The organism is Haloferax marinum (genome assembly GCF_009674625.1).
GTDB classification, from domain to species: Archaea; Halobacteriota; Halobacteria; order Halobacteriales; family Haloferacaceae; genus Haloferax; species Haloferax marinum.
Genome location: NZ_WKJQ01000001.1, coordinates 1,697,446 through 1,718,499 on the forward strand (window position 1 = coordinate 1,697,446; position 21,054 = coordinate 1,718,499).

Here is a 21,054-nt window from a genome sequence, read left to right on the forward strand (position 1 = left end):
GACCCGATTCGGCTTGCGTCGTCACCGACCCGACTCGACTACGTCGTCGCTGACCCGACTCGACTACGCCGCCCAATTTTCATCTGTTCACCAGACTCGAAGCGCCTGCTCCCTGCGCTATCTGCTCACTTCGACGCCCGAGATTTCGAATCGAGCGCCACCGGATTCTGACTCGGTGAGGTCGAGACACCAGTCGTGGGCTTCGGCCACCTGTGAGACGATAGAGAGACCGAGTCCCGTACCATCCGTCTCCGAAGAGTACCCGTCTTCGAACACCGTGTCGCGTTCGTCGGCGGGGATGCCGACGCCGTCGTCTTCGACGTAGAACCCAGTTCGTCCATCCTCAGTGAGCGCTCCGACAGTCACCGTCAGCGGAGCGTCGTCTGGTTTGCCGTGCTCCGCCGAGTTCCGATAGAGGTTCTCGAAGAGGTTCGAGAGGAGGCTCGAGTCTGCCTCGAACGACAGCGAATCGGCGACGACGAGTGAGTCACCGTCCATTTCGACGTGTTTCCACGCGGAGTTGGCCTCCGTTTCGAGTTCCACAGCCGTCAACTCGGTGACCGAGTCGTTTCGGGCCAACAAGAGCGTATCAGAGATGATGTCGTCCATCCGTTCGAGTGCATCGACGATACGGCCCAGTCGGTCTGTAGCTATGCCCTCGTCCAGCACGGTTTGTGCGTAGCCGAGAGCGACAGCAAGCGGGTTTCGGAGGTCGTGCGAGAGGATGCTGGCGACGTTCCGCAACCGACTGGCTTTCTCGTCTGCTTCGAGTTCAGCGAGTTTCCGGTCGGTGATATCCAGATGGACGACCTGAACGTACGTTTCACCCTCGTGGGAAAACCGGGACGCGCGCATCGTGAACCAGCGCCGTTCGTCGGGGGAGTGGCACGGATACTCGTACGAAAAGTCGTCTCGTTCCCCGTCGATGACTGACCGAATCCCCGTGCCGATATCCTTCCCGTCTGCGTCTGCACTCGCTTCGCAGACGCCGAGGTAGTTACTCCCGACAGAACTGACGTCACCGACGTAGCCGTTTTCTTTGCCGAACGTTCGCCACGCCCGGTTCGTGTACCGAATGGTGCCATCCGTGTCCAGAACCGCGAGTTGCATCGGAAGTGCATCGAGACTCGCAGACGAAAGAGAGGATGGCAGCGACATACGTACAGAAAAGAGCGGCCAGTACTTGATTGGTACGACCGCCAGACAGTCACTCGACAGTACTCATTTCACCTGACGGAGCGTACGGGTCGTCATGTCCTCGAAATCGACCACTCACCCTGCCGTTCTCGTCAAACTCGACGCGATTATCGGTCTCCTCTTGGTCGTCAGTTTCCTCCTCAGCATCGTCGTCGTCGGTCTCAGCGGAGTTCTCGGAGTCTTCGCCGTCCTCGTCATCGCCATCGTCGGAGTTGTTGGATGGTACAGTTACCTCCGGACCCTGAACCGGTACGCTACGCAACCGAACTGAAACCCTCGTCTTCACCCCGAGCGTCGTAGATTCCGGCATCATCGACCGGGTATTCGAAACCACGAGTGGTTTCGTTTCGGCGGCTGGACCGAAGACGTGTTGTGCCTCGGGGCTAAACTCACTCTCAATGGGAGTGCAGGAACCGTACCCTGTCGACGTCGATGCAATCCGCGAGGATTACCCAATCCTGCAGCGGAAGGTCGGCGGCGACATCTCGACGCCCGGTGAGCACGACGACGATACCGTCCCCCTCGTCTACCTCGACAACGCCGCGACGAGTCACACCCCGAAACAGGTCGTCGAAGCCATCGTCGACTACTACTACGGGTACAACTCGAACGTCCACCGCGGTATCCACAGTCTGAGTCAAGAGGCCTCTGTCGCGTACGAGAACGCGCACGACCGAGTCGCGGAGTTCGTCGGTGCCTCCGGCGGGCGTGAGGAACTCGTCTTCACGAAGAACACTACCGAGTCGATGAACCTCGTCGCCTACGCGTGGGGGCTCAACGAACTCGAGCCGGGTGATTCGGTCGTCCTCACGCAGATGGAACACCACGCCTCACTGGTCACGTGGCAGCAAATCGCCAAGAAGACCGGTGCAGAGGTGCGCTTCATCCGCGTCACCGACGACGGCCGACTCGACATGGAACACGCGAAAGAGCTCATCGACGACTCCACGAAGATGGTCTCTGTCGTCCACGTCTCGAACACGCTGGGCACCATCAACCCCGTCTCCGAACTCGCCGACATGGCTCACGAGGTTGGAGCCTACATCTTCGTCGACGGTGCGCAGTCGGCCCCGACCCGCCCAGTCGACGTCGAGGCCATCGACGCCGACTTCTTCGCGTTCTCCGGCCACAAGATGTGCGGACCGACGGGCATCGGTGCGCTCTACGGCAAACGCGACATCCTCGAGGAGATGGACCCGTACCTCTACGGTGGCGAGATGATTCGGCGCGTCACCTTCGAGGACTCGACGTGGGAGGACCTCCCGTGGAAGTTCGAAGCGGGCACACCACCGATTGCACAGGGTATCGGATTCGGTGCCGCCGTCGACTACCTCGACGACATCGGGATGGAGAACGTCCAGGCCCACGAGGAACTCCTCGCGGAGTACGCCTACGACCGCCTGAGCGAGTTCGACGACATCGAAATCTACGGTCCGCCGGGTGACGACCGGGGTGGCCTCGTCGCGTTCAACTTAGACGGCGTCCACGCCCACGACCTCTCGAGCATCCTCAACGAACAGGGCGTCGCCATCCGCGCCGGTGACCACTGTACGCAACCACTCCACGAAGTGCTCGGTGCCGCCGCGTCGACGCGAGCGTCTTTCTACATCTACAACACGACCGAGGAAATCGACACACTGGTCGAGGGACTCGAAGTCGCTCGCGACCTCTTCGCCTGAGTCGAGGTTCAGTTTTTCACCGTGAACGAAGTGAGCGGGGTGAGGAACCCGCAACGCGGGTGACGAATCCTTTTGGTCCAGCTTTTGCCGAGCGAGCGACGCGAGCGCAGCGCAAAAGGTGGTCTCACGACACGACCGAGGAAATCGACACACTGGTCGAGGGACTCGAAGTCGCCCGAGACCTCTTCGCCTGAGTCGAGACGGACCAAGGCGACTTTCGCTCGCCCCAATAGTTTTCCTCTACTGACACGTCATTCGGTCGTATGCTCCAAACGGTGACCGGGTTTCTCCTCGACACGCTCGAAACGACACTCGTCGAGTTCGGGGCCGTCGTCCGCGACGCGACACCGAAGATACTCACGGGACTCGTCTTCGTCGGTCTCGCGTACGTCGGTATCAAAGCCATCCTGTACGTGCTTCGGGGTGCCCTCGACGGAATCTACCCCGAAGAACAGGAACTGGTGGTCGACCTCGGGGTGGCTATCGCCGGTGTCTTCCTCTGGTTCGGGGCGGCACTGTCACTGTTGAACATCGTCGGGATGACCGAAATCGCGGCGAGTCTCGGGACTGCCGCCGGATTCATCGCACTGGGCGTCTCCTACGCGCTGTCGAACATGATTGCCGACACCGTCGCCGGTGTCTACCTCCTCCGAGACCCCGACTTCAACCCCGGCGACAGGGTGAAATCAGACCCCGTCACCGGTACGGTCACCGCCATCGAACTCCGGAAGACGCGGTTCGAGAACGACGAGGGAGACACTGTCGTCGTCGCCAACCGCGACGTCGAAAAGAAGTGGACGAAGTACGACGAGATGGACGCGACGACCACCGCCGCGGCCGAGACGGTGTAAGCCCCGAAATCAGACGATTCGGACGCCCCGGAACCCTTTTACGGCGCTCGGGCGTACCCCCGACGAACACCAATGGGCATTGGCTCAGACATGTATCGTCAGCAGATTTTGGACCACTACAAGAACCCCCGTAACCACGGCCGACTGGAGTCTCCGACGTTCAGTCACACGGGGGAGAACCCCTCCTGCGGCGATACGATTACGATGGACGTGCAGCTCGCCGACGACGGCGAGACGATAGAACGCGTCGCGTTCTCCGGTGATGGCTGTGCTATCAGTCAGGCGTCCGCGAGCATGCTCACGCAACGACTTCCGGGGACGACGCTCTCCGAACTGGAAGCGATGGACACCGACGACATCACGGAGATGCTCGGTGTCGATATCTCGCCCATGCGCATCAAGTGTGCCGTCCTCGCCCGACAGGTCACACAGGACGGCGCGAAGATTCACGAAGGCGAGATAGAGATAGACAAGACGAAGACCGAAGACGACGCCTAAGTCGACCTACGATTTCTCTTCGTTCGACTGTTTGCTGAGCGCAGTGGCTACTTTCGGGTGCGACTCTGTGGTGCAATTCGTCGCTGTCGCTCGGTGGCGTCAAGGGGGAAAGGAGAAAGAACGGAGTCGGTGTGGTGTCGTCGGCCTTATTCGGGCTTCAGACCGCCGTCCTGGACGCGCATGACGGCTTCGCCGTCGGCGAGGTTCGGCGCGTCGACGAGGCGGACGATACGCTTGTCGCCCTTGGACTTGCGGAGGTAGATACGGAACGTCGAAGTGTGGCCGAGGATGTTGCCACCGATTGGCTGGGTCGGGTCACCGAAGTAGGAGTCGGGGTTCGACGCGACCTGGTTCGTCACGAGAATCGCCGTGTTGTAGAGGTCGCCGATGCGCATCAGGTCGTGCAGGTGCTTGTTGAGCTTCTGCTGACGTTCTGCGAGTTGACCACGGCCGACGTATTCGGCGCGGAAGTGGGCGGTGAGCGAGTCGACACAGACCAGTCGAATCGGCCAGTCGGTGTCTTCGTGTTCGCCGGCGAGTTCCTTGGCCTTCTCGGCGAGGAGAATCTGGTGGTTGGAGTTGAACGCCTTGGCGACGTGAATCTTGTCGAGGACGTCCGTGATGAGTTCCTCCATCGCGTCCTCGTCGTCCGGCGAGCCTTCGATTTCGCGGTCGTCCATCGTTGCTTGGAGTATCTCGTCGTCGAGGCCGCGGACCATGTCGTCGATACGCTCGGGTCGGAAGGTGTCTTCGGAGTCGACGAAGATACACCCTCCTTCGAGGCCGCCGTATTCGCTGGGGAGTTGGATGTTGACCGCGAGTTGGTGGGTGATCTGGGACTTACCGGAACCGAACTCACCGTACACTTCGGTGATTGACTGGGTTTCGAGGCCGCCGCCGAGGAGTTCGTCTACCTCGTCGATTTGCCAGCTCAGCTTGCCGATTTGCATGCGTCGTTCGAGGACCATCGAACCGGTCTCGAAGCCACCGATGTCGGCCGCTTTTCGGGCCGCGTTGATGATGTCGGACGCAGTGCTCGAGCCGATGTCTGCCTTGTTCGACAGTTCGCCAGGGCTTGCAACTGCAATCGATTGATAGCTGTCGTAGCCGGTATCCGTGAGCTTGTCGGCGGTCGCCGGGCCGACGCCGGGGAGACTTTCGAGGTCGTCTTCTGCCATACATCGTCGTTCCGCCTATACCCACATAAACCCTCGTTAACAGCAGAGTGAAAGTGAAATCGAGGGACGTGGGAGCCCCGATGACGAACGTCTGACGAGGGTTCAAATGAGATAGTGCGTCGAACCAAAGACGCGGGTGGAGAAGAGAGACGTGGGGAGTGGGATGCGGAACGCCGAAAGAGTGGGGTGTGAAACGTAGAAAGAGTAGGATTTCCGTAGTCGTTACTCCCAGGGGTGGCCGTCGGGTGTCGAGGGCCACAGCGGGTACCAGTATCCTTCGTCGTCTTCGATTTCGAGTTCGCCGTCGAGGACGGATTCGAGTTTGAACTCCAGTTTCTGGTTTCGCTTCGACGTGCTCTGCGGAGAGAAGGGGTAGTACGCGCCTCGGCGGAACGAGTAAATCCAGTAAGCTCTGTCACTCCCCTTTCGGAATCCGAAGAGGGCAGCGAGGAGACGCGACCCGTAGCCACGTTCGATGAACTCGTCGGCCGCGAAGTGGACGCTCGTCACGAGGTCCTCGGGGTCGTCGTCGGTCAGGACGACCCAGTTGTAGCCGTGGTCGTCAGTGTGGCGCTCGAACTTCGTCCCTGTCTCTTCGCTCCCGGCGCTGAGGATGGCTTCGACGGAGTCGACAGTGTCCGCGAAGTCGGTGCTGTCCACAGAGGAAAAACAGAGTGCCGCCTCGTCTGCCGAGTCGAAGCCAAGGTCGGCTTCCATCGTCAGATAGGCCGTACTCATGCCGAAGAGGTCGTCGGGGTCGGCCCGAGTCGTCGCGTCCGACTCGGCGCTGATTCCGAGGACGGACCGAATCGAATCCAAGAGTCCCATGCACTCCGCTAGGGTGGCCGAGAACTTATAGGGTGTATCGAAAAGAAAAGAGAAATCCAGTCGGCGGCGGTCAGGTGCGGTCTTGGCCAGGGGCGGAACCGCCGTCAGTTCGAGCGGCCGACCCACCCTCTACACCGTCGAGATATTCGATGGGGTGTGTGGCGTAGTACCGGTAGATGATAGAGACGACGAGCAGCCACATGAGCACCAGCAGGAGTGGCAGCCAACTGCTGGACTGGTCGAGTGGTGTCGCCACGTCGGCACCCGACGGCCCGGCAGGTGGGGAGGCGTCGACAGCAGCGACGGGCGTCGTCTCGGTTTCAGTCTCGACTTCGGTCTCGACCGTCACCTCGTCACCCGTGGGCGTTGGCGTCCGCTCCGTGGGTGGGGTTGCGTCGCCAGCGCGGTCTGTCTCGCTGGCGTCGACGGTGGTCGTGTCGCTCTCGACTGTCGTCGGGGGTGCGTTCGTCGCCACCGAGCTACTGCCACCGCCGCCGCCCTTCCGACTCGATTTGTCGCTGGTCGAAGCGGACGTTTCGTCACTGGAAGACTGCTCGCCGTCCGGGACGGTCGTGTTCGAATCGCCTGGAGTCGTCGTATTCGAGTCGTCCGGGACGGTCGTGTTCGTGTCGTCTGGAGTCGTCGTGTTCGAGTCGTCTGGAGTCGTCGTGTTCGAGTCGTCCGGGACCGTCGTGTTCGAGTCGTCCGGGACCGTCGTATTCGAGTCATCCGGGACGGTCGTATTCGAGTCATCCGGGACCGTCGTGTTCGAGTCGTCTGGAGTCGTCGTGTTCGAGTCATCCGGGACTGTCGTGTTCGAATCGTCTGGAGTCGTCGTATTCGAGTCATCCGGGACCGTTGTGTTCGAGTCGTCCGGGACAGTGGTGTTCGAGTCGTCCGGAGTCGTCGTGTTCGAGTCATCCGGGACGGTCGTGTTCGAATCGTCTGGAGTCGTCGTATTCGAATCACCAGAGTCGTCGCTGTCGCCTGAACCACCGTCGGGACAGTCACTCGATTGGTCAGTTCCGTTGTGGAGGTCGTGGACGAACTCCGAGACCTGTTCACCGACGGTGGCATTGGCGTCGGTAGTGAGGCCACATTCGAGGGCGTCGTTAGGGTTCGTGCTCTCGTTCGCTTCGTCGTTCGGGGGAACGATTCCGTCGACGAACTCCGAGACTTGCTCACCGACCGTCTCCGACTCGTTTTGGTCGTCTACAGCGGTCGAATTGTTCGTGGGAGTCTGTTCAGAGGTGTTCGACTGCGAACCGTCGTTCGGCGAATTGCTCTGGGGCGGCAGCTCTGCCGCCCCGTTACCCTGTTGACCTTCGGGTACCTCGTCGGCAGGCGGAAGCGCCGTCACTGGGGCCAACGACGCTACGAGGAACGCCACGGCGACGATGATTACCGCGGCTATTCTGATAGTTTTCATGAATTACTCGGGTGACTGTACGCCTCCTGAGAGCAACGTAACGCACAAGATAACCCGAAATTCAGGGAATATATGATGAATTTAGTCGCAGACGCCGTCTGAAACTATCAGAATGTAAAATACTCTGGATTCAGTGAATGTCTGCAGAGAGACTCCGGCGGAGACAGTTCTGACAAATCGAGGCGAGTCGCTCGAAACGCCCATTGAGAGTGCTAAGCGAGTGGTTTGTGACGCGTCGTCGTCGAGGGAACTCTGAGTTGCGCGTGGTATTCGGCCGGGTTAGGACGTACCTGAAGAGTTCGCGATGGTGCAGAAGTCAGAGACGTAGCAGTTCGCAGTACAGAAGCGAGTCATCAGCGGCGCTGAGGGCCGACTCGAGAACAGACACTATCTGAACCGCAGTTCAAAACTCGCGGGAGAACGCTCCGTGTTTCAGAGCGTCTCCATCTCGCGTTCCATCTCACGGAGGCGCTGGACGCGGTTGTCCGTCGATGGGTGGGTGCTGAACAGTTTTCCGATGAAGTCGGACTTGATGGGGATGATGAAGAACGCGTTCATCTCCGAGGTTTCGCGCATGTCGCGCTTCGGGACGTTCTCCATCCGACCCGAAATCTTCAGCAGGGCGGACGCCAGCGCCGACGGGCGGCCCGTGATGATGGCGGCCCCACGGTCTGCGGCGTACTCACGGTAGCGCGAGAGCGCTCGAATGAGCAGGTAGGAGATAATCCAGACCAAAAGCGACGCGATGATTGCGACGATGACCGGCATGTTCTGGCGGTTGTCGTCGCCGCCGAAGAGCCAGCCCCAGCGGACGATGAGGAACGCGATGCTGGAGAGGAACGACGCGATGGTCATGACCATCACGTCGCGATTCTTCACGTGTGCGAGTTCGTGCGCGAGGACGCCCTCTAACTCCTCGTCGTCGAGGGTTCTGAGCAGCCCCGTCGTGACACAGACGGCCGAGTTCTTCTGCGAACGGCCCGTCGCGAACGCGTTCGGCATGGACGAGTCCGAAATCGCCACCTTCGGTTTCGGCAGGTCGGCCTGCTGCGAGAGACGGCCAATCATCGCGTGTAGTTTCGCCGCCTGTGGTCCGTCGTCTTCGTCGACGACGTGTGCGCCCATGCTGTAGAGCGCGATTTTGTCGCTGAAGAAGAACTGGGCGAAGAGGAAGATACCCATGAACGCGACCATGATGGTCAGGCTCTGGAAGTACGCGACCAACACCCCCGCGAAGACGATGTAAAGAGCGAACAGGAGGAACATCGTAAACGCCATGCGCCCGCGAAGTCCCCAGTCCGGTTTCCATTCCATACGCCGTCATTAGTAATCCGACTAATAAACGCTGTTGGAATGCGATAGGTTAGCACACCAGTGGCGAGCGCACCGAGACGTGTGCATTTAGCACACCGGCACGTCAACGACCAGGTATGGATACTGTCATCGTCACCGGCGCACTCGGGCGCTCCGGTCGCTGGATTGCCGACCGACTGGCCGACGAGTACGACGTGGTCGCCGTGGACTTAGACCAGCCTGGGTTCGAAGTTACACCCCGTGAGAATCTCGACTTTCGGGCCGCCGACCTGACGAACATGGGTGAGGTTGCCGACCTCGTAGCCGAAATCGACCCCGACGCAGTGGTCCACTGGGCGGCCATCCCGTCGCCGACGCGCCACGCCGGAAACCGCGTCTTCGAGACCAACGTCCAGTCGACGTACAACGTCCTCGTCGCCGCCGCTCGTGCCGGCGCACGAATCGTCTGGGCGTCCTCGGAGAGCGCCTACGGGTTCGCGTTCGCAGACGAGACGCCACTTCCAGACTTCCTCCCAGTCACCGAAGACCACCCACTTCGCCCCGAAGACCCCTACGGAACCGCCAAAGTCGCCGGCGAAGAGATATCGAAGATGGTCGACCGCAAGTACGGCGTCTCGACGTGTGCCATTCGACCGTCGTGGATTCAGTACCCTGGCGAGTACAACTGCCGCGGCGTCGCTGAATCCGGCGACCTCGCCGGCGGCGCGGGAAACTGCTGGTCCTACGTGGACGTCCGCGACGTGGCAGGCCTCGTCGCCGCCGCGCTCGACAACCCGGTAGACGGCCACGAAGCAGTCCACGCGGCGGCCGCAGAGACGTATCTCGGGCGCCCGACGGCCGACGCTGTCGAGGAGTTCTGGGGCGAACTCCCTGACGGGTGTACCCTCGATGGCGAGGAATCCGCACTCTCGACCGCAAAAGCAGGCGAGTTGTTCGACTGGGAGCCCGCGTACTCGTGGCACGAGGCGGCCGACGAAGACGTGTCAGAGCCGACGCTCTGGGAGTGAAACCACCGTCCTGGCCGGCCTGAACGGGGAACATCATTTTCCCGACAGGGCGCATACGTCTAGACGACATGTTCGCCGATAGAAAGGACGCGGGCCGGCGGCTAGCAGACCTGCTCGACCAGCAAGGAGAAGAGGCGGACGTCGTCCTCGCCATCCCGCGGGGAGGGCTTCCGGTCGGGAGAGAGGTCGCCGACCGACTCGTGGCACCGCTCGACGTCGTCGTCGCGTCGAAAGTCGGCGCGCCGGGGAACCCCGAACTCGCGCTGGGGGCCGTCGCCGGCGACGGAAGCGCGTGGTGGAACGACGAACTCCTGTCGTACCTCGACGTAGACGACGAGTACCTCGAACGCGAGCGGGAGCGCGAAGCGGAAGTCGCCCGCGAGAAAGTGATGCTGTACCGTGGCGACGGCCCACTCCCAGACGTCGAAGGCAAGCGCGTCATCGTCGTCGACGACGGTGTCGCCACGGGAGCGACCGCTCGTGCCTGTCTCCGACAGGTCGTCGCCAGCGGGGCAGAACGCGTCGTCCTCGCGGTGCCCGTCGCGCCACCGAGCACCATCAGTGAACTCGAAGACGAGTGCGACGCCGTGGTTACGGTCGAGGCGCCCGAAGCGTTCGGTGCAGTCGGCGTGTTCTACCGCGACTTCTCACAGGTGTCGGACGAAGAGGCCGCCGCGTACCTCGACACCGAGTGAAAAGCCGGCGCTCGAGTCTGTGCCCCCATCGCCGAGTCGGTTCACTCGTCCCGGACGCAGGGCGCGGAACTTAAGCGCCCGAACGGACTAGACCCGCCGATGAGCGAATCCCGCGACTTCTGTCCCCGATGTGGGGACCCCATCCCGGAGCGAACAGACCCGCTCCCTGGGATGCCCCGTGAACGAGACGACGTGGTCTGTGATTCGTGTTACTTCGAGGACTTCGACCTCGTCGATGCACCCGACGAGGTGCAGGTCCACGTCTGTGCACAGTGCGGCGCGATTCACCGAGGGAACCGGTGGGTCGACGTCGGTGCCCGCGACTACACCGACATCGCAATCGAGGAGGTGTCGAACTCGCTCGGCGTCCACCTCAACGCCCAAGAGGTCAGTTGGGGCGTCGAACCCGAGCAGGTAGACGAGAACAACATCCGCATGCACTGCCACTTCTCGGGTATCGTCCGCGGCACGCCCGTCGACGAATCTATCGTCGTTCCGGTGAGCATCTCCCGAGAGACGTGCCAACGCTGTGGCCGCATCGCCGGTGGCTACTTCGCCAGTCTCCTCCAGGTCCGCGGAGACGACCGAACACCGACGAAAGAAGAAGCCGAAGAAGCCATCGAAATTGCCGAATCCTACATCGCCGAACGTGAGGAGAAAGGCGACCGCGACGCGTTCATCTCGAGTGTCAAGCGGACGCCCAACGGCCCGAACATCAAGATTTCGACCAACAAGATGGGAAGCAGCGTCGCCAAACAGATCCGCGAGCGACTTGGTGGGACAATCGACGAGCATCCGACGCTCGTGACCGAAGACGGCGATGGGAACGAGGTCTACCGTGTTACCTTCGTCAACCGTCTCCCACGCTACACCGCCGGCGACGTCATCGACCCAGAAGACGGCGATGGACCAGTCCTCGTCAGAAGCAACCGAGGCCGACTCAAAGGAATTCGACTCACCAGCGGCGACGAGTACGAATCCGAGTTCGAAGAGGGTGAGCGACCAGAGGCTGAACATCTCGGGTCGACCGACGACGCAGAAGAGACCACCGTCGTCACCGTCGAAGACGAATACGCAGTCCAAGTGCTCGACCCCGTGACGTTCGAGGCGAAGACCATCCCCCGGCCGGACTACTTCGACCCGGACGACGCGATGGTACCAGTCCTAAAGAGCCAGTCGGGGCTTCACATCCTCCCCGACGAGGCCGTCGAGAACGACGCAGACGAGTAACAGCGGGGCCCGCACGGGCTCGGGCAAGCGCGAAGCGTGTGCGATGTCGGTCGCGCGAGCGCGATGGGATTCGAACACGCCGCTTCTTTTGGCCGGACACCGGTCGCTCTCGTGTCGGAACGAATCGAGACGGAGAGAAATCAGTCGAAGACGTACTTAGTCCGCACTCGCAGAGTGGTCGGTAGACGTGACCACAGTTGGCGCGTCTTCGTCGCGCACTGGAACACCGTGGCGCTGGAGGGCGACGAGCAGGTCGTCCTCGGAGTATCCAGACCGGGTTGCCGCCTGTGAGAGCGTCAGTGTTCCACTACGATACAGTGTGATGGCCGTGGCGAGTGCGGTGGAGTGCATGGCCGATATATCGACATCAACCCCCGTACTGTTAACTATTTCGTGAGAAAGCGTGTCAAATACATGATTAAGGAGCATATGTGTTTACATGCGTAGTCCAAATCCGAGATTCACTATCTCATCCGCCCACAACCATTAACAATCATTGAAGATTTGTGTCGAAGCGGCGAGTACCCTTGGACGGAGCGAGTATTTTACCAGTATTACGATATATTATCACGTATTAATTCGGTCGTACTGAAGCCGAGATATATGTACGTCTACTCGTCGGTATCACGCTCGAAAATCAGTGGAAAAGCGTTAATTAGCCGTTGGCCGACGCAACGGGTATGGACCGACAGCAACTCCTCGCGTTGACACTCGTGGCACTGATGCTGGGGTCGTCGCTGTTCGCAGGCGTCGGCTTCCTGCTGTAATCACTCTCCCCAGACGTCCGAGAGCGGATGGTCGCCTCGACCATCGTCACTCGACCCACTACCTGTCGAGCGACCGCGTCCGGAAGACGAGCGACCGCCGGACCCGCGCCTGCGTCGCGCAGACGACCCACTCGAAGAACGCTGAGAACGGGACGACGTACTCTCCGAAGACTGCCCGCCGAGATTCGCCGCCCCGTGACTGGCGTTGCTCCCGCGTCCACCGGCAGCGACGGGGTCGAACTCGGGGAGGTCCGGTTTCGTCATCCGGTCGACCTGTTCGGCGAACCAGTCGGGCATGTCGTGGCGCGTCTTCTCGAACAGTTGGAGGAGACTGCTGTCTGCGATGTAGGTGTCGCCGTAGTCGTCGGGGGCGCGAACGACCCGACCACAGGCCTGGATGACGGTTCGCAGAGCGGCGCGGCGGTACCACGCCCACTGTCCGTCTTCGAGACGCCGGGCGACCCGCGAGTCGTTCGTGTTGAGATACGGCGCTTTACACAGCACCTGCCACCGACACAGGTCGCCTTTCAGGTCGAGTGCCTCTTCCATCTTGACCGAGAGGAACACTTCCGGCTTGTCGGTGGCTTTCCACGTCTCTAACTCGTCGTTACGGTTGTCCCTGTCGTGACCGTGGATTCGGTTGCCGAGACCCATCTCTGCCAGTCGGCGGCGGAGTTCGGCCTGAATCGCATAGGAGTGGCAGTGAATCAGGCCCTTCTCGTCGGGGTGTTTCGCCATCAACCGGACGACGAGGCGGGCGATTTTGGGGACTGTCTCGTCGCGGTGTTCGTACGTCATCTTCCCCTGTGTCACGTCGTAGAGCGGTCGGTTCTCCACCGGGAAGGTGTGGCCAACGTCGACGAGGGCGACGTTCGAGGGGTCCAGGCCGACCGACCGGCAGAACGCCGCTTTGTTCAGAATCGTCGCCGAGAGGAGTGCGAACTTGTTGCCCCGGTCCCAGACGGTGTGTTGGAGATACTTCGCCGGGTCGAGCGGTTTGATGGCGATTGGAGAGCCTTCGCCGTCGTGTTGGTCCACCACCCACGTCGTCGGACTCTGCGGGTCGCGGTAATCTTCGACGAACCACTTCAGTTCCGAGATGAGTTCCTGCAATCGGTCACGGCGGGCGGCCTCCTCCGGGGTCAACTCGGGTTTCGCCAACAACTCGTCTTTCGCCCGTTTGCAGACGCCGACGAGCGTCTGGGCGAATCGCGCGGCGCGTTCGACGGGGTCGCCCGCTTCCGAGAGGTCCGGAACGCCGATATCGTCCCACACGGGCACCGTCCGAGGTTTGAGGTCGATAGTCGCGTACATCTCGGCCCACTCGGCCAGGCCGTGTGCTTCGTCGATGACGACCACGTCGCGCTTGCGGAACACGTCCGACCCGGCGGTCTGCATGAAGTACGCCAGCGTCATCGCCGCAATCTGGCGGTTCGACGCGATAGCACGGTCAGAGTAGTACGGACACCGGTGTCGGATACTGCAGTCGAATCCGCGTTCGCGGGCACAGGGGGCCTGATTGACGGGCGTGGTTTCTTCACCCCGAATGATGCAGTTGTAGTTCGACTTCCCGCGGATTATCTTGAGGTCCGACAGCAGGTCGTCTTCGGCGACGTCGTCGAGTTGTGACACCTGTGGGGTGGTGTAGTAGGCGTCTGTCGCGTCTGCGGGCGACGACTCTTCGACCGTCTGTGCTGCACCGGCGATAGAGCGAGCGAGGAGAGACTTTCCGCTGCCGGTCGGTGCTCTGACCAACACCACGTCCTTGCCGCCTTCGAACGCGTCGCGAATGTCACGCAGGGCTTGCTCCTGGTTGCCGCGAAAACTGGGAGCGGGGAACGACTCGAGGATGCGTGACGGGTCCACGATGGTTCCTGTCGGTCCGAACGCCTAAATCCACCGCTCCCAGTCGAGACTGCCGGTGAGAGAAACCGAGGGCTCAGAGGTCCGCGACGTCTTCTGCAGTCGGTTCGCGGTCACCGGGCAACTGCTCCATACACTCGAAACAGAGGAAGTGCTCCGACCCATCGACGAGTTCGAGTGTCATCCCGCCAGAGGACGACGTCGGGAAGTTCCAGAGGTCACCGATACCGCCGGCGATGCGGACGCCCTTCCCACAGGCGTCGCACGGTTGAGAGGTCATACGACGAGTGAGGCGTCGAAACGGGAAAAGAACCCCGCCCGACCTGAGACGGCCTGCCGGTGGGTTCATGTCTGTTGGAGTACAACTTCTACGGTATGCGTGTCGATTGCGAGGGCTGTGCCGGCTGCTGTATCGACTGGCGACCGGTCTCGCCCGTCTCACTCGACCACGAGCGACGCGGGCCGCGTGCGCCGCTCGACGACACCTACAACCTCGTTCCGCTAACTCGCGACGAGGTTCGGAACTTCGTCGAGGCGGGACTGGGTGACGTACTCACCCCGCGACTGTGGGAAGTTCCGTCCGGGGAGGGAGTCGAAATCGACGGCGTCGAAGTCGCGACCATCGGGGGGAATCCGGCGTTCTTCGTCGGGATGCGCAAACCCCCGAAACCGGTTGCTCCGTTCGGTCTCGAACGGACGTGGCTTCGGGCCTGTGCCTTCCTCGACCCCGAGACGCTCCAGTGCCGCATCCACGACACAGAGCTCTACCCCAACGAGTGTGCGGAGTACCCCGGACACAACCTCACGCTCGGCCAGGAGACAGAATGCGGACGTGTCGAAGCGAGTTACGGTGGCGAACGACTCCTCGACGACACACCTCCAACAGACCAGCGTGGCCTGCTCCTCGGGCCGCACGCACTCGGCGCGAAACTGTTCGTCCATCCCGACCCAACGCGGTTAGACGGTGTCGTCGACCGACTCCGTACCCGGTCGCTCACCCTCGCCGATAGAGCCGAATTCGTCGGTGTCGCAGTCGGGTCTCGTCCAGGGTCCACCGAAGTCGACGACGAACGCGCTCGCAACGCACGGACGCGCACCCTCGAAACGGCGTCGTGGGCGGGCGAACTCGTCGACGAGTGGTCCGAGGCACTGACCACACTCGGGGCCGCCGCGAACGGTGCACCACACCCCGACGACGTCGAAGTGTCTCGTGGCGCACCCGAGACGCCAGGGTGGGACGCCATCCACGTAGACAACTGAACCGAACACGAGTCGCCCCCTCGACGAGAGTTTAACACGTCGAAACGCGTTAACATACATCATGAGAGTCCTCGTAACCGGCGCGACCGGATTCGTCGGACGCCGTCTCGTTCCTGCCCTCCTCGACGCGGGTCACGACGTCGTGGCGCTCGTCCGTGACGCGAGTCGCTACACAGGCCCGGAGGAAGTCGAAATCGTCGAAGGTGACTTGCTCGACTCGGCGACGCTCGCCCCCGCGATGGACGGCGTCGAAGCGGCCTACTATCTCGTCCACTCGATGCGGTCCGGCGGCGATTTCGAATCGCGCGACCGCCTCGCAGCACGCAGTTTCGTGGAGGCGGCGGACGCCGCGGGCGTCCAGCGCGTCGTCTACCTCGGTGGACTGGGCGAAGAACGCGACCGGTTGTCACCGCACCTCCGGTCGCGGCGTGAAGTCGAGCACCTCCTCGCGTCCGGGTCGTTCGAACTCACGACGTTGCGAGCGGCCATCATCGTCGGAGCAGGGAGTGCGAGTTTCGACATGGTTCAGCAACTCGCGAAGCGCCTCCCGGTGATGGTGACGCCACAGTGGGTCGAGACGAAGTGCCAACCCATCGCCATCGACGACGTGGTCGCCTATCTCGTGGGCGTCCTCGACCACCCAGAGACGGCGGGAGAGACGTACGAAATCGGCGGTCCAGACGTCCTCACGTATCACGAGATGCTCCAGCGAGTCGGCGCACACCTCGGGCACTCGCCGCGAATCGTCCCCGTGCCAGTGCTGACTCCCCGCCTGTCGTCGTACTGGATTGGCCTCGTCACCGACGTGGACACAGACGTCGCCCGTCCACTCATCGAGGGGCTCAAGAACCCCGTCGTCGTCACCGACGACCGCATCCGCGACATCGTCTCGGTAGACGAGACCTCGTTCGACGAAGCGATAGAGCGTGCGCTGCACGAAGAGAGTGAGCGTACGACAGTTCCTATCGAATCGAAGACGGAAGCGCCGTGACAGCGGCGATTGATAAGCCACGAACCTGTAGGTCGTGGATATGAACGACACCCCGGAGTACGGTGAGACGTGGGTCTACGAGAGTATCGTCGGCGCACTTCCGGGAGTCGACATCGGTGAACGAGGCGCTATCGCGCTCCAAATCGCCGTCTTCGAGACTGCAGTACTCGTTCTCGCGTGGGTGTACGACCTCTGGGCCGCGGCAATCGCCGGGACGGCAGCCATCGTCGTCGCCGCTATCGGGAGCGTCGTCATGCTTCGGATGGGTGAACGAACCCGTGCCGCCGCAGTTCCGGCCCCGTATCGCCGCCTCCTGTTTGGGTCGAGTATCGAAGTCGTCCTCGGCATCCTCGCGTTCGTCGCACTCGTCACTCACCTGTTCGTGTTCGACCCACAGCAGACCACGACGCCGCTTTTGACGGTGCTGTTCGGGGCCGACCCACCGGTCGTCGTGGTCTACCTCATGCTCCTCATCCTGTGGGACCTCTGTTACCGAATCGGCACCTCGTGGTGGGCCGCCGTCGTCGGCCTCTGGGGTGCGGTCCGCTATCGATTCGACGAAATCACTGCTCGGGAGATGCGACGAGTGAACCTGCTGAACGTCGGATTCGGCGTCGCGCAAGTGCTCGTGATACCGTTCATCCTCGACCAACCGGTCCTGTTGGTCGCGGTCGGTGGGCACGTCGTGGCCGTAACCGTCGTCTCGGTCGCGGCCGCGGCACTGGGACGGACGTGAGTCCAGGAAGTAGGATAGTACTGGTTAGTCGTCGGTCTTCATCTGCTTGAACTGCTCGAGGAGCGCATCTGCCGAGTCTCCGGAATCGTACTCGATGGTTCCGTGGTAGGTCGTCCGGTCGTCGTCGGTGCCGGGTTCGACCTGGCTCGTCATGCGCTCACGGCGTTCGTGTTCGGCTTCGTCGTAGGCACCCATTGACATGTTACACCATACCGTGCGGGTGTGTACCACATATATTTATCGGAGACATTCACACGTTTGACACGTTCTGGCGGTGTCTGGCGCGAAAAACCGACGCAGATGGCCGTCGAGCGGGAAAGGATAAAACCACCTGGCGGACTACACCGTATGTGGCACGTCCCCTTCGCTTTCGCTTAGCCCCCGGTCGCTGGGACATATCGCGGGTCAACCGCGACGTGTTCCAACCCCTCGACGACAACCTCGGCGCGACGATGAGCGCTCCGTGGTACGACCCGCCCGAGGGGTACGAAGCCAGACGCTTCGATATGGACAACGGTGATACCGCCCTGTTGGCGTGGACCGACGACCACGCGTACTGGGTAGGCAACACCGAGACGCCGAGTTCGCTCTGGCGGACCGACAAAGAGGCGTTCAGCGACGCACCGTTCGACATCTCTCGCTGGGCACAGCGAGAACTCATCGCAGAACTGTTCGAGCAGTCGCCGTGGTTGAAGCCGTATCCGTATCTCTCGTGGTTCTTCCTGCCAGTGTTCCTCTCGAAAGACGGTCGAGAGACCACCCGGTCGTTCTTCTACGACCACGCCGCCGGATTCCCGGACGCGACCCGCGACGAGGCACTCGAGTTCTACGAGGCGTTCTTCGCGACGGGCGTCTTAGACGAGTACCGCGAAGTGATGGCCGGCAAACTGGGAACCTCAGAGTACTTCGACCCCACGCGGATGGCAGCAGCGATGGGCGAGTTCGACGTGGCGTACTTACTGACCGAGGCGGGGTACGACGTCACGCCGGAGATCGAGGTTGCGACGGGGCACTCTATCGACTTCCGCGCGGAGAACACTCGCGCCGGCGGTGCACTCATCGAAGTGACGCGGCCGCTTCCACCGAATCGGCGAACAGTGAGCAACCCTGTCGCTGCGATTCGAGATACGGCACAGACCAAGACCAACGGCGAAGGCCAACTCGCCGAACACGGCGGAGGTGTGACGCTCTTCGTGGACTGTTCGTCGTTCCCCGACGACGATTGGGGCGCCATCATGGGCGAACGGCCAGACGTTCGACACCGGCCTGCAGTCGTGTTCAGACTCCGACCGTCGGGAGACGTCGAAGGATACGCCAAAGGGTCGGTCCCCGTGGACCTTCCGTGGCTGGCCTAACTGCGTCGCGTCCGCTCTCCGAGTCGCGTTCGAAGAACTGTTCTACATCGACGAGCCACCGGCTCTCCGGTGACTGTGACGTGTTCGAAGAAGATGGTAGAGGATTCGCAGTCGTTAGAACGAAACCATCTCTGGTCCGTCCTCACCGAGCGGCGAGGGGTCGCGGTCACTGTAGTACCGACGACCGATGGCCTCGTGGCCAACACCGGTAAAGAGGGCATCACGCACGTCCTGCGGGCACGTGTACGTCTCGTCTCCGAGACGAGCCAGAATCTCTGCAACCGTCTCCTGGCCGTTTTGAAGCTCGATTACTTCGTCCCCGTAGTGTTGGGCGAAGTCGGTCGAGCTAGTCGGGTATTCGTGGCGATCGATTGCGTCGCCGAGTCCGTTCAGGCGCATTACAGCCACACAAATCCGGTCATCATTCTTAATGATTTTCCATGATTGTCCTTAGAGAATGGGTAGTCCTTAATCATCCTTAATTGAAAATTCGGCACAAGGTTTGTTGCCCCTTCGAACCGACGTCGAATCATGGACGACGACCCGCCAGTCGCGGATTTACACCTCCACACGACCGCTTCTGACGGTCGGCTCACTATCGACCGACTCCCCGAGGTGGCCCAGGCGGGTGGTGTAGACGTCGTCGCGGTCACAGACCACGACCGGTACCACCCCGAACTCGACGCGCCGGTCGTCGAACGCGACGGGCTGACGATTATCCACGGTATCGAACTTCGTGTCGACGCAGGCGACAGGCGCGTCGACCTCCTCGGATACGCCGTCGAACCACACGATGCGCTCACCGCCGAAGTCGAGCGACTCCAGCGCAACCGTGTCGAACGCGCGCGGAAAATCGTGGAGTACGTCGAAGAGACCACTGGCGTCCACCTCGACATCGACCTACACGACGGAATCGGTCGCCCACACATCGCCCACGCCATCGACGCCAGCGACGCCCCCTACGACTATCAGGGCGCGTTCGACGAACTCATCGGCGCGGACGGCCCGTGTTACGTCCCGCGTGACCTCCCGTCGTTCGACCACGGCGTGGGCGTGCTGAACGAGGCGTGTGCAGTCGTCGGCCTCGCACATCCCTTCCGCTACCGGGAACCCGCAGACGCACTCGACCTGTGTGCCGACCTCGACGCAGTCGAACGCTACTATCCGTACGGATACGACACCGACGTCTCACTGGTCGACGAGGCGATCGAGGAGTACGACCTGCTGGCGACAGGTGGGAGCGACGCCCACGACGAGACACTCGGCCGGGCCGGCCCACCCGAAACTGCATTTCGTCAGTTCGCCGCCAAAATTCCGGGGCTCTAACTAGTTAGCCAGGTAATAACTCCGAGTTACCCAGGGGCCTAGACTTAAATCCTGTGACGACTGATGGGCGGGTATGCAGTGTCACTACTGCGACCGTGAGGCCGCGTATGCGGCCGAGAAAGACCACATCAAGGTTGGCCTCTGTGAGCGCCACTTCCGCAAACGCGTCGAGGAACTCGCCGAGTCCGAGGAACTCAAAGGCTTGAAGGAAAAACTCGACATTAACCGAACGAAGTGACTGCCTACCACGGACGCACCCCCGTCTAGTCACGTCCTACTGCCCTCTATCGCGGTCGGCCGTCACCCCCAAACGACCCGTTACGCCAGTACCTGTCCTCCGAACACGTAGAGCGCGGCGAGTCCACTCTCGAAGACGAGTGTCCCCGCGGCAGAAAACACGACGAACCGGCGTGGAGACATCTCTGCGAATCCCGCGGGGACGGTGAGCATCCCGCGCGTGAACAACATCGCGTTGCTCGCAAGGACGACTACCGACCCCCACCGGTCGAACCACCCGTCGAATCGTTCGAGTCGAGACTCGTCGACGCGGAACCACGACCGAGAGAGCAGATACTCTCGGCCACCGTACTTCGCGACCAGAAACAGGAGGAACTGGCCGAGGGTGGCGCCGACGACGGCGACAGCGACGATAGGAACGAGATATCGGTCACCGATGAGCACCAACGCACCCGGAACGAGCAACTCGCTGGGGGCGACGTAGAGCAGCATCGCGCCTTCGAGGACGAACACCGCAAAGAGCACGACGAACGCTGCGTCGGACACCAGCAGGTCTTGGAGGAACACCGGTAGCGCGGAGGCCACGGAGCGCATCGTCTGTCTCTCGCTCGAC

The 21,054-nt window shown here is 61.7% G+C and carries 24 protein-coding genes; 13 read left to right on the forward strand and 11 right to left on the reverse strand.

The features are described from left to right. Positions 1-117 precede the first annotated feature (117 nt). Positions 118-1,158 carry a PAS domain-containing sensor histidine kinase gene (locus GJR99_RS08760; RefSeq protein WP_151111251.1) on the reverse strand — a complete coding sequence of 347 codons (1,041 nt, stop codon included), beginning with the start codon at positions 1,156-1,158 and terminating at the stop codon, positions 118-120. Between the two features lie 94 nt (positions 1,159-1,252). Between GJR99_RS08760 and GJR99_RS08765 the strand changes: the two genes are divergently transcribed. From GJR99_RS08765 to sufU, 4 genes are all read left to right on the forward strand, one after another. Continuing rightward, positions 1,253-1,468 (forward strand): hypothetical protein, encoded by a 216-nt coding sequence (locus GJR99_RS08765; RefSeq protein ID WP_151111253.1) that lies wholly within the window; start codon positions 1,253-1,255, stop codon positions 1,466-1,468. Between the two features lie 133 nt (positions 1,469-1,601). Beyond that, the gene (gene sufS, locus GJR99_RS08770) at positions 1,602-2,876 is read left to right on the forward strand and encodes a bifunctional cysteine desulfurase/selenocysteine lyase SufS (protein WP_225317658.1); all 1,275 of its coding nucleotides are present in this window, start codon (positions 1,602-1,604) and stop codon (positions 2,874-2,876) included. Positions 2,877-3,139: 263 nt separating this feature from the next. Beyond that, positions 3,140-3,727, forward strand: a complete 588-nt coding sequence (locus GJR99_RS08775) for a mechanosensitive ion channel domain-containing protein (RefSeq protein ID WP_151111257.1) — start codon at positions 3,140-3,142, stop codon at positions 3,725-3,727. A gap of 72 nt (positions 3,728-3,799) precedes the next feature. Beyond that, entirely contained in the window at positions 3,800-4,225 is a 426-nt protein-coding gene (gene sufU, locus GJR99_RS08780) for a Fe-S cluster assembly sulfur transfer protein SufU (RefSeq protein WP_151111259.1), read from the forward strand. A gap of 146 nt (positions 4,226-4,371) precedes the next feature. Here the strand turns inward: sufU and radA are convergent, their stop codons facing one another. From radA to htpX, 4 genes are all read right to left on the reverse strand, one after another. Continuing rightward, positions 4,372-5,403, reverse strand: a complete 1,032-nt coding sequence (gene radA, locus GJR99_RS08785) for a DNA repair and recombination protein RadA (RefSeq protein ID WP_151111261.1) — start codon at positions 5,401-5,403, stop codon at positions 4,372-4,374. Between the two features lie 222 nt (positions 5,404-5,625). Then, positions 5,626-6,231 (reverse strand): PspA-associated protein PspAB, encoded by a 606-nt coding sequence (pspAB, locus tag GJR99_RS08790; RefSeq protein WP_151111263.1) that lies wholly within the window; start codon positions 6,229-6,231, stop codon positions 5,626-5,628. A gap of 70 nt (positions 6,232-6,301) precedes the next feature. After that, positions 6,302-7,660, reverse strand: coding sequence for a hypothetical protein (locus GJR99_RS08795; protein ID WP_151111265.1), 1,359 nt, complete (start codon positions 7,658-7,660; stop codon positions 6,302-6,304). A gap of 432 nt (positions 7,661-8,092) precedes the next feature. Then, a complete protein-coding gene (htpX, locus tag GJR99_RS08800) occupies positions 8,093-8,974 on the reverse strand; it encodes a zinc metalloprotease HtpX (protein ID WP_151111267.1) in 882 nt (293 codons plus the stop codon). A 116-nt stretch (positions 8,975-9,090) separates the two neighbouring features. On the opposite strand from htpX, the gene GJR99_RS08805 reads away from it, so the two are divergent. The 3 genes from GJR99_RS08805 (at position 9,091) to GJR99_RS08815 (ending at position 11,906) form a co-directional block, all read left to right on the forward strand. Continuing rightward, entirely contained in the window at positions 9,091-9,981 is an 891-nt protein-coding gene (locus tag GJR99_RS08805) for an NAD-dependent epimerase/dehydratase family protein (protein WP_151111269.1), read from the forward strand. Between the two features lie 68 nt (positions 9,982-10,049). Continuing rightward, on the forward strand, positions 10,050-10,676 hold the full coding sequence (locus GJR99_RS08810; RefSeq protein ID WP_151111271.1) for a phosphoribosyltransferase: 627 nt from the start codon (positions 10,050-10,052) through the stop codon (positions 10,674-10,676). A 99-nt stretch (positions 10,677-10,775) separates the two neighbouring features. Further along, complete coding sequence (locus GJR99_RS08815) at positions 10,776-11,906, forward strand: 60S ribosomal export protein NMD3 (RefSeq protein ID WP_151111273.1); 1,131 nt, start codon at positions 10,776-10,778, stop codon at positions 11,904-11,906. Positions 11,907-12,062: 156 nt separating this feature from the next. Here the strand turns inward: GJR99_RS08815 and GJR99_RS08820 are convergent, their stop codons facing one another. The 3 genes from GJR99_RS08820 to GJR99_RS08830 form a co-directional block, all read right to left on the reverse strand. After that, positions 12,063-12,257 (reverse strand): DUF7317 family protein, encoded by a 195-nt coding sequence (locus GJR99_RS08820; RefSeq protein ID WP_151111275.1) that lies wholly within the window; start codon positions 12,255-12,257, stop codon positions 12,063-12,065. A gap of 416 nt (positions 12,258-12,673) precedes the next feature. After that, complete coding sequence (locus GJR99_RS08825) at positions 12,674-14,539, reverse strand: helicase C-terminal domain-containing protein (RefSeq protein ID WP_151111278.1); 1,866 nt, start codon at positions 14,537-14,539, stop codon at positions 12,674-12,676. Positions 14,540-14,612: 73 nt separating this feature from the next. Then, positions 14,613-14,816, reverse strand: a complete 204-nt coding sequence (locus tag GJR99_RS08830) for a DUF7561 family protein (protein ID WP_151111280.1) — start codon at positions 14,814-14,816, stop codon at positions 14,613-14,615. 95 nt (positions 14,817-14,911) lie between these two features. Between GJR99_RS08830 and GJR99_RS08835 the strand changes: the two genes are divergently transcribed. From GJR99_RS08835 to GJR99_RS08845, 3 genes are all read left to right on the forward strand, one after another. Continuing rightward, positions 14,912-15,796, forward strand: coding sequence for a YkgJ family cysteine cluster protein (locus GJR99_RS08835; protein ID WP_151111282.1), 885 nt, complete (start codon positions 14,912-14,914; stop codon positions 15,794-15,796). A 61-nt stretch (positions 15,797-15,857) separates the two neighbouring features. Beyond that, on the forward strand, positions 15,858-16,787 hold the full coding sequence (locus GJR99_RS08840; protein WP_151111284.1) for an NAD(P)H-binding protein: 930 nt from the start codon (positions 15,858-15,860) through the stop codon (positions 16,785-16,787). A 40-nt stretch (positions 16,788-16,827) separates the two neighbouring features. Further along, on the forward strand, positions 16,828-17,523 hold the full coding sequence (locus GJR99_RS08845) for a DUF7530 family protein (protein WP_151111286.1): 696 nt from the start codon (positions 16,828-16,830) through the stop codon (positions 17,521-17,523). Positions 17,524-17,547: 24 nt separating this feature from the next. Here GJR99_RS08845 and GJR99_RS17435 read toward each other — a convergent pair whose 3' ends face one another. Next, positions 17,548-17,724, reverse strand: a complete 177-nt coding sequence (locus GJR99_RS17435) for a DUF5786 family protein (protein WP_191967094.1) — start codon at positions 17,722-17,724, stop codon at positions 17,548-17,550. 149 nt (positions 17,725-17,873) lie between these two features. On the opposite strand from GJR99_RS17435, the gene GJR99_RS08850 reads away from it, so the two are divergent. Then, on the forward strand, positions 17,874-18,878 hold the full coding sequence (locus tag GJR99_RS08850) for a DUF5784 family protein (RefSeq protein ID WP_151111288.1): 1,005 nt from the start codon (positions 17,874-17,876) through the stop codon (positions 18,876-18,878). Positions 18,879-18,992: 114 nt separating this feature from the next. Here GJR99_RS08850 and GJR99_RS08855 read toward each other — a convergent pair whose 3' ends face one another. Further along, on the reverse strand, positions 18,993-19,277 hold the full coding sequence (locus GJR99_RS08855; protein WP_151111290.1) for a DUF5789 family protein: 285 nt from the start codon (positions 19,275-19,277) through the stop codon (positions 18,993-18,995). Between the two features lie 132 nt (positions 19,278-19,409). On the opposite strand from GJR99_RS08855, the gene GJR99_RS08860 reads away from it, so the two are divergent. After that, complete coding sequence (locus tag GJR99_RS08860; protein ID WP_151111292.1) at positions 19,410-20,204, forward strand: PHP domain-containing protein; 795 nt, start codon at positions 19,410-19,412, stop codon at positions 20,202-20,204. Between the two features lie 73 nt (positions 20,205-20,277). Next, entirely contained in the window at positions 20,278-20,442 is a 165-nt protein-coding gene (locus tag GJR99_RS17440) for a DUF6757 family protein (RefSeq protein ID WP_191967095.1), read from the forward strand. An 80-nt stretch (positions 20,443-20,522) separates the two neighbouring features. Here the strand turns inward: GJR99_RS17440 and GJR99_RS08865 are convergent, their stop codons facing one another. Then, positions 20,523-21,035 (reverse strand): DedA family protein, encoded by a 513-nt coding sequence (locus tag GJR99_RS08865; protein WP_151111294.1) that lies wholly within the window; start codon positions 21,033-21,035, stop codon positions 20,523-20,525. Between the last annotated feature and the right edge of the window lie 19 nt (positions 21,036-21,054).

What these genes read in the sequence shown, in the direction of transcription:
- GJR99_RS08840 (WP_151111284.1), top strand. Translation starts at nt 15,858, where the DNA reads ATGAGAGTCCTCGTAACCGGCGCGACCGGATTCGTCGGACGCCGTCTC.
- GJR99_RS08855 (WP_151111290.1), bottom strand. Translation starts at nt 19,277, where the DNA reads ATGCGCCTGAACGGACTCGGCGACGCAATCGATCGCCACGAATACCCG.
- GJR99_RS08865 (WP_151111294.1), bottom strand. Translation starts at nt 21,035, where the DNA reads ATGCGCTCCGTGGCCTCCGCGCTACCGGTGTTCCTCCAAGACCTGCTG.
- GJR99_RS08820 (WP_151111275.1), bottom strand. Translation starts at nt 12,257, where the DNA reads ATGCACTCCACCGCACTCGCCACGGCCATCACACTGTATCGTAGTGGA.
- GJR99_RS08765 (WP_151111253.1), top strand. Translation starts at nt 1,253, where the DNA reads ATGTCCTCGAAATCGACCACTCACCCTGCCGTTCTCGTCAAACTCGAC.
- GJR99_RS08845 (WP_151111286.1), top strand. Translation starts at nt 16,828, where the DNA reads ATGAACGACACCCCGGAGTACGGTGAGACGTGGGTCTACGAGAGTATC.
- pspAB (WP_151111263.1), bottom strand. Translation starts at nt 6,231, where the DNA reads ATGGGACTCTTGGATTCGATTCGGTCCGTCCTCGGAATCAGCGCCGAG.
- GJR99_RS08835 (WP_151111282.1), top strand. Translation starts at nt 14,912, where the DNA reads ATGCGTGTCGATTGCGAGGGCTGTGCCGGCTGCTGTATCGACTGGCGA.
- GJR99_RS17435 (WP_191967094.1), bottom strand. Translation starts at nt 17,724, where the DNA reads ATGTCAATGGGTGCCTACGACGAAGCCGAACACGAACGCCGTGAGCGC.
- GJR99_RS08830 (WP_151111280.1), bottom strand. Translation starts at nt 14,816, where the DNA reads ATGACCTCTCAACCGTGCGACGCCTGTGGGAAGGGCGTCCGCATCGCC.
- GJR99_RS08795 (WP_151111265.1), bottom strand. Translation starts at nt 7,660, where the DNA reads ATGAAAACTATCAGAATAGCCGCGGTAATCATCGTCGCCGTGGCGTTC.
- htpX (WP_151111267.1), bottom strand. Translation starts at nt 8,974, where the DNA reads ATGGAATGGAAACCGGACTGGGGACTTCGCGGGCGCATGGCGTTTACG.
- GJR99_RS08810 (WP_151111271.1), top strand. Translation starts at nt 10,050, where the DNA reads ATGTTCGCCGATAGAAAGGACGCGGGCCGGCGGCTAGCAGACCTGCTC.
- GJR99_RS17440 (WP_191967095.1), top strand. Translation starts at nt 20,278, where the DNA reads ATGCAGTGTCACTACTGCGACCGTGAGGCCGCGTATGCGGCCGAGAAA.
- GJR99_RS08805 (WP_151111269.1), top strand. Translation starts at nt 9,091, where the DNA reads ATGGATACTGTCATCGTCACCGGCGCACTCGGGCGCTCCGGTCGCTGG.
- GJR99_RS08775 (WP_151111257.1), top strand. Translation starts at nt 3,140, where the DNA reads ATGCTCCAAACGGTGACCGGGTTTCTCCTCGACACGCTCGAAACGACA.
- sufU (WP_151111259.1), top strand. Translation starts at nt 3,800, where the DNA reads ATGGGCATTGGCTCAGACATGTATCGTCAGCAGATTTTGGACCACTAC.
- GJR99_RS08760 (WP_151111251.1), bottom strand. Translation starts at nt 1,158, where the DNA reads ATGTCGCTGCCATCCTCTCTTTCGTCTGCGAGTCTCGATGCACTTCCG.
- radA (WP_151111261.1), bottom strand. Translation starts at nt 5,403, where the DNA reads ATGGCAGAAGACGACCTCGAAAGTCTCCCCGGCGTCGGCCCGGCGACC.
- GJR99_RS08860 (WP_151111292.1), top strand. Translation starts at nt 19,410, where the DNA reads ATGGACGACGACCCGCCAGTCGCGGATTTACACCTCCACACGACCGCT.
- GJR99_RS08815 (WP_151111273.1), top strand. Translation starts at nt 10,776, where the DNA reads ATGAGCGAATCCCGCGACTTCTGTCCCCGATGTGGGGACCCCATCCCG.